General features: G+C 46.0%; 17 protein-coding genes and 1 pseudogene. 12 read left to right on the forward strand and 6 right to left on the reverse strand.

Annotated elements, in window-relative coordinates; all coding sequences use genetic code 11:
• The first annotated feature begins 266 nt into the window (after positions 1–266).
• From BMY78_RS21845 to fni, 9 genes are all read left to right on the forward strand, one after another.
• Positions 267–1,199 (forward strand): MerR family transcriptional regulator, encoded by a 933-nt coding sequence (locus BMY78_RS21845; protein ID WP_090903646.1) that lies wholly within the window; start codon positions 267–269, stop codon positions 1,197–1,199.
• 285 nt (positions 1,200–1,484) lie between these two features.
• The gene (locus BMY78_RS21850) at positions 1,485–3,035 is read left to right on the forward strand and encodes a phytoene desaturase family protein (protein ID WP_090903486.1); all 1,551 of its coding nucleotides are present in this window, start codon (positions 1,485–1,487) and stop codon (positions 3,033–3,035) included.
• On the forward strand, positions 3,032–4,495 hold the full coding sequence (locus BMY78_RS21855; protein WP_090903487.1) for a phytoene desaturase family protein: 1,464 nt from the start codon (positions 3,032–3,034) through the stop codon (positions 4,493–4,495). Before BMY78_RS21850 ends, BMY78_RS21855 begins: the two co-directional genes overlap by 4 nt.
• The gene (locus BMY78_RS21860) at positions 4,492–5,364 is read left to right on the forward strand and encodes a phytoene/squalene synthase family protein (protein ID WP_090903488.1); all 873 of its coding nucleotides are present in this window, start codon (positions 4,492–4,494) and stop codon (positions 5,362–5,364) included. Before BMY78_RS21855 ends, BMY78_RS21860 begins: the two co-directional genes overlap by 4 nt.
• Positions 5,364–6,131, forward strand: a complete 768-nt coding sequence (locus tag BMY78_RS21865; RefSeq protein ID WP_090903489.1) for a carotenoid biosynthesis protein — start codon at positions 5,364–5,366, stop codon at positions 6,129–6,131. Before BMY78_RS21860 ends, BMY78_RS21865 begins: the two co-directional genes overlap by 1 nt.
• Complete coding sequence (locus BMY78_RS21870) at positions 6,100–6,858, forward strand: lysophospholipid acyltransferase family protein (RefSeq protein WP_090903490.1); 759 nt, start codon at positions 6,100–6,102, stop codon at positions 6,856–6,858. Before BMY78_RS21865 ends, BMY78_RS21870 begins: the two co-directional genes overlap by 32 nt.
• A gap of 2 nt (positions 6,859–6,860) precedes the next feature.
• Positions 6,861–8,009: a glycosyltransferase family 2 protein gene (locus BMY78_RS21875; RefSeq protein ID WP_090903491.1), complete on the forward strand. Its 1,149-nt coding sequence runs from the start codon at positions 6,861–6,863 to the stop codon at positions 8,007–8,009.
• The gene (locus BMY78_RS21880) at positions 8,006–9,487 is read left to right on the forward strand and encodes a phytoene desaturase family protein (RefSeq protein WP_090903492.1); all 1,482 of its coding nucleotides are present in this window, start codon (positions 8,006–8,008) and stop codon (positions 9,485–9,487) included. The genes BMY78_RS21875 and BMY78_RS21880 overlap by 4 nt, the downstream gene beginning before the upstream one ends.
• A gap of 333 nt (positions 9,488–9,820) precedes the next feature.
• Positions 9,821–10,888 (forward strand): type 2 isopentenyl-diphosphate Delta-isomerase, encoded by a 1,068-nt coding sequence (fni, locus tag BMY78_RS21885; RefSeq protein WP_090903493.1) that lies wholly within the window; start codon positions 9,821–9,823, stop codon positions 10,886–10,888.
• A gap of 243 nt (positions 10,889–11,131) precedes the next feature.
• On the opposite strand, the gene BMY78_RS21890 is transcribed toward fni, so the two are convergent.
• Entirely contained in the window at positions 11,132–11,590 is a 459-nt protein-coding gene (locus tag BMY78_RS21890) for a hypothetical protein (RefSeq protein WP_090903494.1), read from the reverse strand.
• Between the two features lie 286 nt (positions 11,591–11,876).
• Between BMY78_RS21890 and BMY78_RS21895 the strand changes: the two are divergent.
• Positions 11,877–12,263 (forward strand): annotated as a pseudogene (locus BMY78_RS21895) (transposase); the annotation flags it as partial.
• Positions 12,264–12,666: 403 nt separating this feature from the next.
• Here the strand turns inward: BMY78_RS21895 and BMY78_RS21900 are convergent.
• The 3 genes from BMY78_RS21900 to BMY78_RS21910 all read right to left on the reverse strand — a co-directional run bounded on the left by BMY78_RS21900 (position 12,667) and on the right by BMY78_RS21910 (position 14,442).
• Positions 12,667–13,116: a membrane lipoprotein lipid attachment site-containing protein gene (locus BMY78_RS21900; protein ID WP_090903495.1), complete on the reverse strand. Its 450-nt coding sequence runs from the start codon at positions 13,114–13,116 to the stop codon at positions 12,667–12,669.
• A 77-nt stretch (positions 13,117–13,193) separates the two neighbouring features.
• A complete protein-coding gene (locus BMY78_RS21905) occupies positions 13,194–14,060 on the reverse strand; it encodes a hypothetical protein (protein WP_143067068.1) in 867 nt (288 codons plus the stop codon).
• Positions 14,061–14,184: 124 nt separating this feature from the next.
• The gene (locus BMY78_RS21910) at positions 14,185–14,442 is read right to left on the reverse strand and encodes a hypothetical protein (protein WP_090903497.1); all 258 of its coding nucleotides are present in this window, start codon (positions 14,440–14,442) and stop codon (positions 14,185–14,187) included.
• Positions 14,443–14,603: 161 nt separating this feature from the next.
• Between BMY78_RS21910 and BMY78_RS21915 the strand changes: the two genes are divergently transcribed.
• On the forward strand, positions 14,604–15,986 hold the full coding sequence (locus tag BMY78_RS21915; protein ID WP_090903498.1) for a transcriptional regulator: 1,383 nt from the start codon (positions 14,604–14,606) through the stop codon (positions 15,984–15,986).
• Between the two features lie 355 nt (positions 15,987–16,341).
• A complete protein-coding gene (locus BMY78_RS21920) occupies positions 16,342–16,515 on the forward strand; it encodes an aspartyl-phosphate phosphatase Spo0E family protein (protein WP_090903499.1) in 174 nt (57 codons plus the stop codon).
• 81 nt (positions 16,516–16,596) lie between these two features.
• On the opposite strand, the gene BMY78_RS21925 is transcribed toward BMY78_RS21920, so the two are convergent.
• Together BMY78_RS21925 and BMY78_RS33800 are read right to left on the reverse strand one after the other, a co-directional pair.
• Entirely contained in the window at positions 16,597–17,028 is a 432-nt protein-coding gene (locus BMY78_RS21925; RefSeq protein WP_090903500.1) for a hypothetical protein, read from the reverse strand.
• 263 nt (positions 17,029–17,291) lie between these two features.
• A complete protein-coding gene (locus BMY78_RS33800) occupies positions 17,292–17,372 on the reverse strand; it encodes a putative holin-like toxin (RefSeq protein ID WP_350338859.1) in 81 nt (26 codons plus the stop codon).
• Between the last annotated feature and the right edge of the window lie 156 nt (positions 17,373–17,528).

The following is a 17,528-nucleotide window of genomic DNA, read 5'->3' on the forward strand; positions in this document are numbered from 1 at the left end:
TGACGCAGAGAGACTAACGGATTATTTATATCGTCAGGAGATCGTTCGTCTACATCTTGTACCCGGGAAAGAGTTGAATGGTATTTGGATGGATCGGGCAGGTTTAAGAATAGTATGGATGCATCGACAGTAATATGACCGTTGTGTATAATGAGTGTATTATTTTTGTGGAATGTTCGGATTTTCATATACCTGACAAGGACGGGATAAGGATTCGTTTAACCTGCGAAAGTCTGGCTATTACAGGAAAGAAAGTGGGTAATAAGGTGTATTCCATCAAACAAGTCGCTGCCATGCTGGGTATTCCGACGGTAACGCTCCGGGCTTGGGAGAATCGGTACAGTGCGGTCACCCCTGAGCGGACGGAATCGGGTTATCGCTTGTACACCGAAGAGAATGTTGCAGATCTGCGCTGGTTGAAAGAGCAGGTGGAGCAGCACCAGACGAATATTTCGGAAGCGGTACGCATGCTCAAGGAGAATAAAACCAGTCCACATGAAGCTGCGTTACCTACGTCGTTAACGCCTCCAGTACCCACGATGGAAGAGGCATATGTACGTATAGCCGATCAGATCTACGACTCGCTATACAACTTTCAGGGCGAACGGGCCAATGGTCTGATTGATTTTGGCTTTACCATGTACGGGTATGATTCCATGTTTTATCATGTGCTGGTGCCCATTCTGGTTCGGGTTGGGGATGCATGGGAGCAGGGCAGGGCTTCGGTCGCTCAGGAGCATTTTATGACTCAGTTGATCTCACAGCGCTTTTATCAGTTTTTCCATCTGTTCCCGATCTATCCGCATTTGCCCAAAGTTCTGGCCTTGTGCCCAGAAGGGGAGCATCATCAGGTGGGGTTATTGCTGTTCTCCCTGTTTATGCGTAAAAATGGTGCCGAAGTGCTCTATCTCGGAGCCAACACGCCGGAAGAGGGGCTATTCCCAATAATCCGGGAGCAGAACATCCGATTGGTCTGTCTATCGGTTACCAGTTCCGAACTTCTTGAGCGGTGTGATCAACTCATAGGGCGAATTGTGGACGAGTTCCCGCATATGCGCTTTGTACTTGGAGGCAAGGGCTATGAGCGTACAGAGAACGCACGATATCCGCAGTGGATTATGCCTGGAGATTCAGCGGATTGGCAATCGTGGATGGAACGTGAGTATTTTGTTGAACAATCGCCTGGACGAAGATACTGATGGGTATGCTTTTATGAAATGTATTTTAAAATAGAATGTATAGGTTTAGGTATACAGGACATCCTTTGACGCAAGAGCGCAGAGGGTGTTTTTTTTGTATCCCAAAATATCTTTTCAAGAGAATTTGACCAGCGGGTCATTTTTTGTTTTAATAGGTGTATAATATTTGTACTATATTTGTATAATGTTTTTGCGTTTACCCGCTTGAACTGTTCATGGGCGGTTTAATATAGGTTGAAGACTATAGTCCTAGAGATAGTTCTTAACATAGGAAAGGTGAGTGGCATGATACCGAATCAGCAACGTAAACGTGCAGCTGTCATTGGTGCAGGTCCGGGTGGACTTGCAGCAGCGATGTTATTGTCCGGCCAGGGGTACGACGTAGATGTGTATGAGAAACAGCCAGTCATTGGGGGACGTTCCGCCAGACTGGAGCTGGGCGAATATCGGTTCGACCGGGGTGCAACGTTTTTGATGATGCCTCAGCTGATTGAAGAGATGTTCGATGTTGTAGGACGCAAGCTATCCGACTATGTGGAGATGAAAGAGCTGACTCCGCTGTATGCTCTGAACTTTGGCGATAAGGTGTTTACGCCTTCCCGCAATCGTGAAGATACAGCCGCACAGATCAAGGAACTTTTCCCCGGCAACGAGGACAATTACCTTCGGTTCATGCAGGAAGAAGAAGTGAAGTTTGGCAAAGTCATGCCTTTGCTGCGCAGGCCTTTCGGAAAACTGGCCGATTATTTGAGAAAAGACGCCATATCGGCTCTGCCGAAACTGGACATTAACAATACAGTTTACGGCATCCTGTCCCGTTACTTTACAGACGAGCGTCTCCGCTGGGCATTTACGTTCCAGTCCAAATACCTCGGCATGTCCGCTTGGGATTGCCCGGGTACGTTTACGATTCTGTCGTTTATTGAGCACCATTATGGATTGTTTCATCCTATTGGTGGGGTCAATCGCGTATTTCAAGCCATGGCTGATGTCGTGGAGGAGTACGGAGGACGAATACATACATCCTGTCCAGTTCAACAGGTCATTGTTCGCAATGGGAGAGCAGAAGGTATTTTGCTTGAAAACGGTGAACGCATCGAAACGGATCATGTCGTTGTTAATGCAGACTTCGCACATGCGGTGAATCATCTGTTTGAACCAGGCGTACTCAAGAAATATACACCCGAGAAAATGAAACGCAAGAAGTTCTCCTGCTCCACAGCGATGTTGTATCTGGGGGTAGACGGTGATGTCGATCTGCCGCACCATTCCATTTATTTTCCCGAGGACTATCGACTGAACGTCGACGAGATTACGAAGCACAAAGTGTTGTCTGCTGATCCATCTCTCTATATTCATAACCCGTCCAGACTCGATTCGACGCTCGCACCGGAAGGAAAATCTGCTCTTTATGTTCTCATGCCTACACCGAACCTGACTGGCGACATCAATTGGGAGGTGGAACGGGAGAACGTGCGGGAGGCGATGATGAAGCGGATGGAATCGATTCCTGAGCTGGCAGACATCCGCAGCCGTATTGAAGAATCCATGATGTTTACGCCGCTGGACTGGCAAAATGAACTGGATGTGTATCGCGGAGCAACGTTCAACATGGCTCATAACCTCGGACAGATGATGTACTTGAGGCCGCATAACCAGTTTGAGGAGTTGAAAAAAGTGTGGCTGGTGGGTGGCGGAACCCACCCGGGCAGTGGATTACCGACCATCTTCGAATCAGCTCGGATCAGCGTGAAGCTAATTCAGGAAGAGGACGCTCGCACGAGCTCTAAACCATCCTCGTATGTGAAGACGGCGGAAGCGGGAGGCCATTCATGAAACGGGCTGCCATCGTAGGTGCAGGCATTGGTGGACTGACTTCAGCGTTGCTGCTGAATAAACAGGGTTGGGATGTAACGGTATACGAACGGGGTTCCAGAGTTGGAGGTCGTATCGGCTACGAGCAGGAAGGGGACTATCGAATCGATCAGGGCCCTACGATCGTACTTCTGCCCGAGATGCTGCTTGGCATTTTGGAGGAAGCGGGGGTGGATCGTTCGAAGGTTGAGCTGCTGCGTTGTGATCCATTGTACAGGGTGCATTACAGTAGTGGACGTGTGATGACCAAAATGACGGCTCGTGAACAGCAGGCCGAAGAGATTGAACGTCTCTTCCCTGGAGAAAGCCAAGGATTCTCGAAATTTATGAAAGATATGGACACGCTGTTTCCGGCTGGACGGGCTGCGTTTCTGGAACGGGCTTTTCCACGAAAAAGGGATTTCTTCACTCCCTCTCTGATGTCCCTGATGGGCCGATTACGCGCACACAAGAGTGTACGGAAGGCTGTAGGTGATTATTTTCAGCATGAGGAACTATTGGATGCATATTCGCTGCAAAGTCTCTACATTGGAGGCTCTCCCTTCGGTACGCCGGGCATTTACTCCCTTCTTCCTTATGCAGAGCACGAATATGGCATTTGGATGGTGAAAGGCGGTTATGCGGCATTACCTGCCATACTGGAACAGGAACTAATATCACGTGGTGGTCGCATCGTATTAAATACCGAAGTGACGGGACTGAATATTAAAAATGGTGTATGCAAAGGTATAGAAACCGCAGCAGGCGCAGAAAATGTGGATGCAGTTATCTACAATGGCGATTTCCCCCACCTGTCGGGTCTGCTGGGTCAGACGCCTGATGGTTCACGCAAACGAAAGCCATATCGTCCCTCATCGGGATGTGTGTTGATCTATGCGGGGGTAGACAAAACCTGGGAGGATGCCACGACGCATCAGTTTTTCCTGCCCCCAAGTCTGGACGGCAGTTTACGTGAAGTGTTTAACCAGCGCCGCATTCCGGCAAAGTCCTCTTTTTATGTATTCAATCCGGCTGCATTGGACGAGACGGCAGCTCCGCCAGGTCAGAGTGTGTTGTACTTCCTCATTCCGGTGCCGGATGCCGATGGTGTCGACTGGTCTCGGGAGAGCGAGGCGCTGGCAGAGCGTGTGCTGGAAGAAGCGGAACAACGTGGATTTCCGGGACTCCGTGAAGCGATCAGGTGGCAAAAAATACGTACTCCCGCTGACGCTGAGCGTGACGGGCTGTATGGCGGCGGCAGCTTTGGCATCGCACCCGTACTGTTCCAATCCGGTGTATATCGTCCGCAACCGAAGCCGTTCCCGGCAATTCGGGGACTATATGCGGCAGGAGCGTCTGTACATCCGGGAGGCGGGGTTCCTATTGTGATGCAAAGTGCACGGATGGCAGTAAATCTACTCACGAAGGAGATGGAAACATGAATGAAGCGATTTTGAACAAATGTGAGGAATTAATGCAAAAGGGCTCGTCATCTTTTTATCAAGCCTTCAGAGGTCTGCCCAGCCCACGCCGCGAGGCCGTGTACGTGATCTATGCTTTTTGCCGCATGATCGATGACAGTGTGGATGAACCGGAGCAGTCGCCCTATACAATTCATGAAATCCACCATCTGTTCTGTCAGTTGGAAGAAGCGGAAGGACATTTTATTTGGCCGGCATTACGATGGCTGTTTACAAGCTTCCCTCATTTGGATAAAGGGCCTTTCTTCCGTCAAATGGACGGACAGCTAACCGATCTTAAAGTCACGCATTATACAACGATGGAGGAACTGGAGCATTATTGCTATCTGGTTGCCGGAACCGTGGGCGAGATGCTGCTGCCTGTATTGCGGGATGATAACGGCGCTGAAGTCGCAATCAACGGGATTGCGCTGGGCAAAGGTATGCAGATCGTCAATATTATCCGTGATGTGGGCGAAGACCGGGCAAGAGCCCGCCGCTATGTACCGCTGGAGTTGATGGAGGAGCATGGATATTCCGAACAGGATTGGACTAACGGTGTGGTTGACGAAAGGTTTAAAGCCATTATTCATGAACTAAAAGCAGCTGCGCTGGGCTGGTTCCGAGTCGGTATGGACCGTCTGGATACGTATCCAACCGAAAGTGCATTTGCCATTGAGCTGGCGGCAGCCTTTTACTCGACCATTCTGCATGCGGTTGAGCGCAACGACTACGACGTGTATACCAAGCGTGCATTTGTTAGTGATGAGCTGAAACTGGAGATGCTGGGTGCCATTGTGAAACGTTATCCAATGCTGGCTTACCAAGCCTCCCGCACGGCGGTATCCTGATGGTTCAGGGCCTGTACTGGGCGTGGTATATCATCGGAGCGGTACTGATGCTGACGATCGGTGTTCCGGATGTACTGTCTTTCTCTAACGGACTATTTCTAATCTTCTATGCACTGTATGTGCTGGATCTGATATATCAAGGACGGAAACGGACAGGGTTGTCCGACCAGTCAGTCATTTGGATGAAACCTGAACTCTGGCTGGTTTCCTTTATTATATGGCTGGGCGGCATGGGGGTAGAATGGGGCGGCGTGCATACACACTGGCCCTTTGGCGAGTATTCGTATTCGGACTTCTTCGGAATCCACCTGTTCAGTGTACCCGTTACATTAGGCTTCGCCTGGATTGCCGTAGTTGGTAACTCGGCTCTGCTCAGTGGCGGTGGCTCGACCTGGACCGGCAAGCTGATCCGGGCGGTTAAGACCGGATTTTGGGCTATCGTGCTCGATCTGGTACTGGACCCGGTTGCGCATGCTAGAGGATTCTGGCAATGGCAGGCTCGAGGTGGATTCTACGGTGTGCCCTGGACCAATTACATAAGCTGGTTTGTAATGGGAGCGTTCCTCTCCTTGTTTCTTCCGGCAATGCCTTCAGATCGAAGCTCATTGCTGCGTGCGAAATGGTTGTATCAGCTGTTTATTCTTTTGTTTGGGTTACTAGCTCTCAAAGAAGGAATTACGGGCAGCTTTATCATTGCTATTGTGGGTGTGCTTCTTGCTGAGGGGAGCTGGCTATATGATTCGCGCCGTAAAATCAAAACCGTTTAACCGGATTTTTTCCTTATACAATCATTATTATTTGCTGCGGAGACGTTTTCGCTCGTTTACATTATCAGGTTCATTGGACCCGCTGCTCCCGAATACGGATTCACCCATGGAACCGGATCAACCGGTCATCTATTTCATGAACCACAGCTCCTGGTGGGATGGTCTGCTGCTCTATCATGCGTCGCAGCAGACTTCCCGTGGAGATCATTATGTCATGATGGAAGAAGAGCAGCTGCGACAATATGCCTTTTTTCGCAAACTTGGCGCGTATTCAATCAACAAGGAGAATGCATCCAGCATTCGAACCTCCTTGCAATATACGACCGAGCTGCTTCAATCTGGCAAAAGGGTCTGGATCTTTCCCCAAGGGGAAATTCTGCATCAGGATGCCAGGCCAATCGAGTTTCGTCCAGGCATTGGTCTGCTGCTACGCCGCTCCTCGCGCGCCGTAGCTGTACCCGTGACTTTGTGTCATGGCATGGTTCAGCATGATTTGCCGGAAATATCGATGCAGGTGGGTACGCCTGTGATAGAAGATTGGAAGACATGGAAGAGTGAAGAGATTGCCGCCAGATTGAGCAGGGTGCTGGAGCAGCAGTTGAATGATCATAAATCAGAGCTGGTACGCATCGGGCAGGGCAGTTTGCCGGGTGCTTTTCCACTGATCCGCCATGTGCGTTCTACGAGTGAAAAATACGATGCTGCACGAAAGCGGGTGAACCGTTAGCGATGAATGCATCTGAAATAGGATGGATTATACTGACTTGTGTATTGGGCGTTCAGTTGGTGTTCGCAGTATGGAACGTCTCCTGTCTGCCCAAAGTGCGTTCATTCAACGCAGACGAATTGAAAAACAAGGATACTCTGGTCTCTGTGCTGATCCCTGCCCGCAACGAGAAACTCCACATTCAAGGATGTCTGGAAAGTGTGCTTGCCAGCGATACATCAGGATTTCGGATGGAAGTACTGGTGCTGGATGATCGCTCTGAAGATGAGACCGCTGCTATAGTTCAGGGGATTGCTGATCGTGATCCACGTGTGCGCCTGCTGTATGGCGTGGAGCTGCCCGCAGGCTGGATGGGTAAATCTCATGCCTGTCACCGACTGGTGCAGGAGGCCAAGGGTGAATGGTTTATGTTCGTGGATGCCGATGTGCGCTTGGAACCTGCAGCCATTCGGCAGACGATTGCTGCGGGGTGTGAGCAAGGTGGGGGCCTCGTCACAGGATTCCCCTATCAGGTGACGAAGACCTGGATGGAAAAGCTCGTTGTGCCCATGATGGTGTTCACCATCATCAGTCATCTTCCTATTTTCATGATACGCAGATCATCTAATCCGATGTTTGTGGCCGCTACTGGGGCTTTTTTGCTCATTCATCGTTCCAGTTATAAGGCCTCCGGCGGACATGCTGCAATTCAGGCGGATCTGGTCGATGACATGAGTCTGGCGAAGGCGGTTAAGCGTGCGGGACATCCCGTTATGCTGGCCGATGTTCATGATGTGACCAATACGCGCATGTACCAGAATGGTGCAGAAGTGTGGAACGGGTATAAGAAAAACATGTACGAAGGCATGGGGCGTAAAGATGTGCTGCTGTTGGGCACGATGCTGATGTATACACTGATGTATATTGTGCCTCCGCTCGGTCTGGTTATCGGTTTGTTGACGGGCAATGCTATGTCCATCATCTATGGTCTTACGGGAACCGTGCTCGGAATAGCAGTCAAAAGGGTATCGGATCACGCTGGAGGACAACCCTGGTGGCTTGCTTTCCTGCAACCGATTAGTATGGCCTGTGTCATTGCGATTGGTATAGCTTCCTGGCAGGCAGGTCGTTCCGGCAAGGGGTATGTATGGAAAGGTAGGCGGTACAGTTGAAGGGTAACGTCATTATTATCGGAGCAGGCTTTGGAGGTCTATCGTGTGCCATTCGGTTAGCTTCACAGGGCGTACGGGTCACCATTCTAGAACGGCAGGAGCGGGTCGGTGGAAAGCTGCAGCAGATCGAGCAGGATGGATATCATTTTGACCGAGGGCCAAGTACGATCACGATGCCTGCAAGCTTCCGTTCTGTCTTCGATCACGCAGATGTAGATATGGAAGATTACGTGCAGTTATATGAGTTGGAACCACGTACGCGTAATATATTTGCAGATGGGACCGTGGTCGATTTGTCGGGTAATCGAGGGTGGATGAAGGAGCAGATTGCTGACTACAGCCCAGAGGATGCAGCCCGTTATGATGCATTTATGGATGAGTCTGCTGCGCTGTATGCGGAAGCTAATCGTCATTTTCTTGGAAAGCTGCTGTTGTCGCCCAAGGATAAATATAATCTTCGAATGCTGCGCAGTCTGTTGCGTGTACGGCCTACAGTGAAGCTGGACAAGCTGCTGCGTTCTTATTTCCAGCACCCCCATACCCTTGCAATGTTCGGTCGGTATGCGACCTATGTTGGGTCATCGCCCTATCAGGCGCCTTCGATCTTTGCCATGATGGGTCATGTGGAAGCAGAAGAGGGCATCTATGGGGTGAAAGGTGGAACCTATCAACTCATAGAAGCCATGACACGGCTTGCACAGGAAAAAGGGGTGCAGATCGTTACTGGCATCGAAGTCCGGCAAATTGTTGTCAGACATGGTAAGGTGGCAGGCGTGGATACGGATCAGGGCTTCCGGGAAGCCGATCAGGTCGTTGCCAATGGAGATGTGCTGAGCGTCAATCGGCTGCTGCTTGCGCCAGAATATCGGAAACAGATGAGTGATCAACGGATTCGCAAGTATGAGCCTTCGATATCCGGGTTTGTAACATTGGCTGGTGTGCGGAGACAGTATGAATCCCTGCTGCACCATACCGTCTTCTTTCCGGAACGGTATGAACTGGAGTTTGACCATATTTTCCGTGACCGAAAAATGCCTGCCGATCCCACGATCTACATCTGTTATTCCGGTTATTCGGAAGCGGGTATGGCTCCAGCGGGAGCCAGCAATCTGTTCATTCTGGTGAACGCTCCGTATTTGTCGGACTCCTGGCATTGGGATGAGCAGATGGATCGTTATGGAGAATTGGTGTTGGAGAAGCTGGCCGAGAGGGGAATTATGGGATTGAAGCAGTCGGATGTCCTGATCCGGTACACGCCACAGGATATAGAACGGGAAACCCTGGCCCATCAAGGGTCGATCTACGGCATCTCGTCCAACTCCGTGAAGCAGACCTTCATGCGCCCCGGCAACAAAAGCAAGGATGTGCAAGGGCTGTGGTACGTGGGCGGCACGACGCATCCGGGCGGCGGCACGCCCATTGTGACGTTATCCGGGCAGCTTGTTGGCGCGCAGCTTGCATCGGAGATCGTAACGTAAGTTATAGAAACAATTCGTATAACAGAATAACTGATCCAACCTCCAAATATTTGAGCAGCCAATATAAATGGGGCCTCGAAATTCAAGTTATTGTTGGGTTTCGGGGCACCCTTTCCATTGCTGGGACGGAACGTTATACTGGTAGAGTTGACGCATTGAGTGTAAATATCATTTATAATATAGATCCAAATCATACTGTTTGTACGTTACATAATAAGAATTAATATTTCTGAGAATCTCTCTGCTGCACTGGGCAACATCCTGAACGGAACCTGGCCGAAACTGGCAATGATCCTGTCCATCAGCACTATTCTCACATAAGGAGGTCTCATCATGAATGAACAAGAGCGAGCTGGCGAACGGCTGCTTCCCGAGGTGGCTACGGGGGAACGGAAGCTGGAGCATGTGCGCCTCTGTCTTGAAGAGAATGTGGCAGGAGAAGGGGTAACCAGCGGAATGGAGCGGTATGCTTTTCGTCATAACCCGTTACCTGAATTGAATTTTGAAGAGGTAAGTCTGGAGACTGCGTTTATTGGTAAAAGGGTGCGCACACCCCTGCTCATCAGTTCGATGACGGGTGGAAGCAAAACAACGGGCGCCATCAATGAGCGGCTTGCCCGTGTGGCAAACGCCCGAGGCTGGGCACTCGGCGTAGGCTCGATTCGGGCTGCCGTGGAACAGCCGGAGCTGGCAACCACCTTTGATGTGCGGCGCTGGGCACCGGATATTCCGGTTATCGCGAACCTCGGTGCGGTGCAGCTGAATTACGGCTTCAACACTGCTGATTTCCAGCGGGCAGTGGAGATTGCTGGCGCAGATATGCTGGTGCTGCATTTGAACACGTTGCAGGAGGTTTTCCAGCCGGAAGGGAACACGGATTTTAGCGGATTGCTTTATCGAATCGAGGATCTGTGCCGTCAATTGGATGTGCCTGTTGGCGTGAAAGAAGTGGGTTTTGGCATCGATGGAGTAACGGCACAGCGATTGTACGAAGCAGGTGTGGCCTTTATCGATGTGGCTGGAGCAGGTGGTACAAGCTGGGTGCAGGTCGAGAAGTTCCGGAATTCTAATCCGGTACGTCGTGCGGCAGCGGAAGCTTTTGCAGATTGGGGCATTCCGACAGCGGAGTGTATTCAGGAAGTGAGATCGGTAAACCCGGAAGGTGTTCTGATTGGCAGCGGTGGATTGTACACTGGCGTGGATGCGGCCAAAGCGCTGGCGCTTGGTGCGGATCTGGCTGGGTTCGGGCGATCTTTGCTGGAATCTGCGGTCGCTTCCGATGATGCGCTGAATGAGCGGTTGGAGCAGGTCGAATTCGAGCTGCGTACCGTCATGTTTGGCATTGGTGCAGGGCGGATCGAGGATTTGAAAGGCACACCACGTCTGGTGGAGCGGCGTTAGGCCGGGGACGAAAACGGAGGTGCGAACCCTGAGCCTACATGATTTCCCTGGGGGATTCGGCACCTCGAATCTTGTCGAAAACATTGTTTTCGTGACCTTTTGGCAACAGTGGTGTTCGAAGAAATTTATTCCACTCATAAAATAAAAAAAACAATCCATTAGGACTGCTTTCTTCTGGGTAAAATTAATCTTTCATTATAAAAACAGAGCGACACATGTATTGCTCTATTATTTAACATTCTCTTACATTGTCCTAATTATTTGAATGCCATTAATTAAGTATTGAGTAAGCTGCCCCTTTCCCAATAGGTGCTGTATGGCTCCATTCTTATTATCATTTTTCACACTATTATAATACGCAATAAACGAATCCCTTGGTGTATACCCATCATTTTCGTCATAACTTTCCGTTTGTTCAACATTGTTTTCATGTTCAATAGAGACAGAACGGTGATGATCGCGTCCAGAATACATTATTGATTGGATAATTGCAATATCGTATTTGGATAATATTTCTAAATAATCTTCAATATTGCTTCTTGCGTGTTGACTGTGTTTGTCTTCAACATACTTTTCGAATTTCTCAATAGAACTAAGGTGTCCGTAGTGTTCTTCTAAAGCTCTTGCCGCTTGATCACATACTTGTTTAAGTTGAATTATCTCTTCAACAACTGGAATCAAATCTTTCGCTCTGCTGATCATTTATCCAATACCTCCAACAATTAATATGTAATAGTTTCTCTGTTGTTATACTTGCATAAATATAATTGGTAAAATTAAACTTTTATTGGTGATGTTATATTATTGTATTCTTGAATCCCTTCATCTTTTCACGCATTCTATCATGTCCACATTTTCATTTATCACAGCTTTTGTAGAACGATTAGGCTAATTTTATTCCATCATAACTGTCCATCTCTTTCTTGTAAAATAACTAATAATAGACGGATTGTAATATGAAGTGCGACACCTATTGGAAATAAATAAGCTGGCGGGATTTCTGGCGGAATTTGGAGATCTGAGCGGTTATGAGCATGGACAGCAGCTTATTCGGCTGGCCGGACTGAATCTCAAAGAGAATAGTTCGGGAAAGAAAAAAGGCAAGTCCAGCATTACGAAACGTGGACGCGCACGCTTAAGGGCTCTGCTATTCCGGGCGGTCATGCCCATGGTAGCAAAAAACACGGAATTCAAGGCATTGCACCAGTACTTCACGAAGCGAAGTCAGAATCCACTGAAGAAAAAGCAATCGCTCGTAGCCTTGTGCGGGAAACTCATACGTGTCCTGCATACGCTCGGCACCAAGCAAATTCCGTACGATGCAAACGACGTGCTAGGACCAGTACGTCAGGCTCAGTTACAGATGGCAGCTTAAGAAAAACCGAACTTACGTTTCTCACCGGAATGAAAGAACTAAGACAAAGGAAGCACGGAGCAGCCGCAGGAATCAATTCCATAAGGGCAACGACCCTGTAAAGGAGCAAGAAACGGCGTCCATGTCTTGAGAGGCAGAACGAAGGAATGTAAGGGCAGTGACCCAATGTGAAATGGAGGGTAAGCCGTCAAGAGTCAGGTGTGGATATCCAAGTGCGATCACAAGAATGATCCAGGGGTTGGAGACAACTTCCTCCAATCTCTATTCCCGCCACTGGCTCCACTATAAATAATGTAATTATTACATGAATTATCCATATATCGAATAGTCTATGGTTAAAAATCTAAGAATGAGTGAGTAAACAAGAGAAAATATTAATTTATAGTGGGAGTGTCTTGCATAATCACTCCATTGCTTTTAAATTTTCTTCTATACTCCTCGCCTCCTCTAGGCTTGATGCGGGAGAACTTATGATTAAACCATCCTTATTGTATTCCTCATTAGTTAATTGCTTGTATAATGACGGTTCAGTAATTACAATTGCAAATTGATTATCCGAAGTATTCAAGTAAATATCTCCTAGTACTGTTCTTTCTGAGCCTTCATATGATATTAATAAGGAATTATGTTTAAAAAGTACTTTTTTAAAATTAATTTCATTTATTGATAACGAACCCTCATAGTTATTATCATCTTTATTGAAATGACCTTTTAAACTCACCTCTATCTCCTTACTTATTTTGTAGTCTTCACTAAACATATAAGACGGTGATGATATATCAATTTTCTCATTGTTGCTGCACGCTGAAAGAACAAGCAAACCAAGGAAAATAACAAAAATTATTCTCTTCATCTTTACACCTCCACAATAAGTAAGAAGATAAGGGGACTTAATCTAAAAAATTCTGCCCCCTCTTTAAGGTATAATATTTAATACTTAAATTTACCGGAGACATTTACTGGTACAACAGTTCCAGCTTGGTAACCATAATACAAAGGAGATAGAGTATTTTTAGCGAGTTGAGTTAATCTTGCTTCATCGTAAAAATAGTCACCAGCTTGACCGGATATTTGCCCTAGATCATAATTACTCGGTGTATACCGGACAGAATTTTTATAGTACACAACATTAAGCTGAGCAGAACTATTTTTCTTAGTTGAAGTTGCCATTGGTGCCCAGATATATTGGAAACCATTCCACTGGTACACGTCAACATATTTATAAATTATTACATAGTCATGCATTGTTCTAATGATTGTACTTTTATAGCTATCGTACTCACTATCTTTGATAAATAGATCTAAGACGGTCATAAATGCTCCTACATAAGGGTGCGTCATACCAGCTCCAATATTAAGCAGTTTAAATCCCATCTTAGTTAAGTCCCCTTGCTCATTTCCATATAATGTTTGTGCGCCATAAGAATATTCGGTACGCAGTCTTGTGTCTCCAGGGGATGCCATAATGGTTATAGATCTATCGAAACTATCCACATTATCTACACTATATAGCTTATTCTGATATTCAATTTCTGTGTGCACTGAATAATCGTCAACAGATTCCATTATTTCTTCTATTTCGGATTGAGTCTTTGCATTCTCAAGTTTGCTTTCATATTCAGCCACATCCAATTCCTTTCCTTCACGAATTGCCTTTTTCTTAAGATATTCTTTAGTAATAGTAGTTGATTCTGTTAGAGGATCATAGGTGGAATCTTCTGTAGCACTGACTGGTGAAACCTGTAGAATAAGAGCAAGAGACAGTACCGATCCAAACAGTTTTCTTTTAAAATTCAAAATTTGTACACCTTCCCTTTTTTGGTTTTGTTTCCCTATAAACACTAACATAAATAAAGCGCTTTCATCAAGATAATTTTGTATTTTTTTTACAATTAATGTAGCTCTCTAAGAAAAGCCTTATCTATTTCGTGTGTTTTAACATGACTAGAGTCAGTAGAAAGCCAAACAAACCGTCCAAAGTAAAATGGACGGTTTGTTTGTGTTTCTCTTTAAAGTCAGAAGGTGAAGGCTTCATATTAATCTCAAGCCTTTTCGTTTTTCTTTCGCACAAATCATATATAAGATTGGGTCTGACTTTTGCTTCCCTAGCTAGTGCATTTTTAGTGACGCTGGCTGCATCTAATGTGTAGTCCAATCTTATTTTTATAGAAATAACCAATTCCACCTCCTTTGGAACCACATTACAGCAAATGGGCAATGAAGATAAGTATTTTTATAGTAAAAGTAAATTATTTACAAGTAAAATATTGATATTAAATTCAAAAATATAGTATTATTTTATTGACCATTGCTTAATTTTGCTTGGAAGGTGGTGTACCTTTGAACTCAGTAACCACAATACGTGATCATTTGGCAGACTATTTAAAAACTAACCATATGACACTCAATCAATTCTCTGAGATATCGGGAATTAACTCAGGAACGTTGAGTGGTACGCTGAACGGGCTTCGTCCCATAGGCATGCAGCAGCTGGATCGACTTACTGCAGGGATGGGTTTAACTGAGGGTTACTTCTATGAATTATACATAAATGAGTGTTTTGTACATACAAGCCCGGATTGGCGAAGACTTGGGCCTTTTCTATACCGTTGTGCCGAACTCGGTAAGGTCAATTGTATGGAAGAAGCCGTTAATCTAATTATGGATAATCTTTCCTATGCACCCCTTTTGTTCGAGTTGGCCGAGCAGCTATATCGCGAAGGGAAGTTGGAAGCAGCCAAGCCCCTATATCGTTGTGTAGCTGAAAGTGAGAAAATGCAACACTCTGAACGGTTGGCTCTAAGTCAGTATCGTTTGTTCACGATCGGGCTTTCCAAGGACCAGACGAGCAATCTTGCACTTGCTACGCAGTTTGAGTTTTTTGTAGATCGGCTTGACGAGCCTTATCAGCTGGACGGGTTGAACGATCTGATTAATGTGTATGCTTCTTTGCGCCGATGGGATAAGTTGTTGGAATTGGGCGAGAAACTGAAAGTAAAAGCAACCATTCATTATGAGTTCCAGGGCAACACCAAGCCGAAAGAAGTCAAAAAAGAGATTATATTTTATATTTTGTATTCCTATTTAGTCATGGGAAGTGCCTGTTTTTATCTTGAGGATTACAAGATCGCCCTCGATTATATCACACAGTATATTGACCATAGTTGGGTGAAATCCCCTAGTCAAGCTGAACAAATTGTGATGGAACAATTCCAGGAATGGGCTGAAGCGAATCGTTTTATGTATATGTTGAGAGATGGACAACTACATGTACTACCCGAATACCTGGAGTATATTTCAAATAAAGAAAATGAAGTGTTTCCAGCTTTATGTGAGATTGTCGTTGCAGCTAATCAATATGACTTGGATATTGACTATGTTCTTTACGAATATGAATCATTTGTGCTGTATCAGGAACAGGGTAGCCGAATTGGAAAGATTAGCACTCAGCTTACAGGTGACCGCTACGTTCGTCTATTAATGGGGTTAAGTGAGTATTATTTAAGGAAAAAAGACTATGAAAAAGGTTTCAAAGCGTTATTAGACGGTTTATTCTTTTCTCTTGAAATTAACAGTGGCTTATCTATGCTTAAATGTGTTGGGATATTTGAAAAATATCGAAGTTATGCTTCTGATACAGTGACTCAGCAGTACCAAAATCTGATCTGTGAGGTGCAAAATCTCAATGAGAAAAAAATTAGTTTCGCTTATAGTGGTTTGTAGTATTGTCGTAGTAATGTCTGTTCCAGTAACAACTCAGGCAGATACTGGACAACCACCGGCTATCCAAATGACAACAAACAGTCACGGACTTGGAAGTTAACAAACATAACAAAAAAAAGCGTTTTTTAATTTGAGATGCTTCCTTAAGCAGACTGGTTTAATCCGTCTACCTTATAGGGGGCTTTTTTTCGTATTAGGAATGTCTTTTTTTGCTGTTTTTTTTGAAGGGAGATTAGGAAGCCGTGAGGCTCGGCAACATGGTTACAGACGATGATGACCAAAATGTGTTGGAGTTCGCCTGATTTCCTACTAATTAGCAGAATGGACTAGAATGTTACAACAGGGAGGGGTGAATATGGATTGTGGTGAGCTCAAGTTGCAGATCGAAGCAGCGAGACAAAAGCTCTATCAACTAAAGATGGACTATAACGGAGATCTGCTTCATCCTCATGTTATACAGCAATCTATGGTCCTGGATGATCTAATTAATCAATACAATCAAGTTAAAATAAAAAAGCCGATTAAATAATTCAATCGACTTTGGGCGAGAAACTTTGGCGGGTCGCTCGCCCCTATATTTTAACATAAGTTCTTGGACGAAGTATCGTTATTACATACATTTTTCTTTCACAGTTATCGTTTCGTTGGTTACAGTCACATAAGAGTTGCCAGACAAGTATTCGGTATAACCGCATACCGTCTTGTTATAGGTTTCACCACGGCTGTCCGTAAACTCCAGATAGATGGATCCTTCACCGGAGAGTCGCAGCTGTGGAGCGAACTTCAATTTTTCACCGCTGGGTATACCTTTCTTTAAGGCGTGTATAGTACCCTCATTGTTTGTATTGGACGAGTCAACGCCGGTGCTCACACGTGCTGTAATATTAGAGAGATCATAATCGGACTGATTATAAATTGTGATCCTTAAATGTCTAAAGGGGTCCATCGCCTGGTAACCCATAGAAATAACTAATCCAATGAAGAGAATCAGTGTAGATAGGATGATTATTTTCCTTTTTGAAAAGGGACGACGCGTATTCATAAGTTTTCTGCTCCTTTCTTTCATATAGATATAAACAGAATCAGGTAACTAAAAGTTGTATAGGAATACGTTGGAACAGGGGCTTGAATTGTGGACTGCGCATTAAAATGCGTGTTATAATAAGGTCAGGAAATGTATAAAATGCAAAGAGAGCCGTGATACCAACACGACTCCCCGTTGCAACAGCCGCTTTTAAGGGCGGTTCGGCTCCGGATTTAGAATGAAAGCCTAAAAATAGACCGCTTCCTTTTGCCGAGGGCGGTCTATTTCCGTTTGTTTGTAAGTATCAAGACAACAAGAGTCGCAAATGAAATCATTAGCGTCATCGCTTGGTATACTTCCACGGGGCATCACCTCCCTTCCGAGAGGTTAGCCGAGACCGCCCATATTAGCCTTTCTGTTGCTTCAGTGATTATACCATAATCTTCATTTTGTTGAATAGGATAACAAATTTAGATAGGGCTCTGTTGGTTGGTAAATACATCACCAGAACTGTATAC

Source organism: Paenibacillus sp. OK076 (genome assembly GCF_900110055.1).
Lineage (GTDB): Bacteria > Bacillota > Bacilli > Paenibacillales > Paenibacillaceae > Paenibacillus.

Excerpts from the sequence above, each read along its gene's own strand:
- BMY78_RS21850 (WP_090903486.1), top strand. The coding sequence starts at position 1,485 with ATGATACCGAATCAGCAACGTAAACGTGCAGCTGTCATTGGTGCAGGT.
- BMY78_RS21855 (WP_090903487.1), top strand. The coding sequence starts at position 3,032 with ATGAAACGGGCTGCCATCGTAGGTGCAGGCATTGGTGGACTGACTTCA.
- BMY78_RS21860 (WP_090903488.1), top strand. The coding sequence starts at position 4,492 with ATGAATGAAGCGATTTTGAACAAATGTGAGGAATTAATGCAAAAGGGC.
- BMY78_RS21865 (WP_090903489.1), top strand. The coding sequence starts at position 5,364 with ATGGTTCAGGGCCTGTACTGGGCGTGGTATATCATCGGAGCGGTACTG.
- BMY78_RS21870 (WP_090903490.1), top strand. The coding sequence starts at position 6,100 with ATGATTCGCGCCGTAAAATCAAAACCGTTTAACCGGATTTTTTCCTTA.
- BMY78_RS21875 (WP_090903491.1), top strand. The coding sequence starts at position 6,861 with ATGAATGCATCTGAAATAGGATGGATTATACTGACTTGTGTATTGGGC.
- fni (WP_090903493.1), top strand. The coding sequence starts at position 9,821 with ATGAATGAACAAGAGCGAGCTGGCGAACGGCTGCTTCCCGAGGTGGCT.
- BMY78_RS21890 (WP_090903494.1), bottom strand. The coding sequence starts at position 11,590 with ATGATCAGCAGAGCGAAAGATTTGATTCCAGTTGTTGAAGAGATAATT.
- BMY78_RS21900 (WP_090903495.1), bottom strand. The coding sequence starts at position 13,116 with ATGAAGAGAATAATTTTTGTTATTTTCCTTGGTTTGCTTGTTCTTTCA.
- BMY78_RS21920 (WP_090903499.1), top strand. The coding sequence starts at position 16,342 with ATGGATTGTGGTGAGCTCAAGTTGCAGATCGAAGCAGCGAGACAAAAG.
- BMY78_RS21925 (WP_090903500.1), bottom strand. The coding sequence starts at position 17,028 with ATGAATACGCGTCGTCCCTTTTCAAAAAGGAAAATAATCATCCTATCT.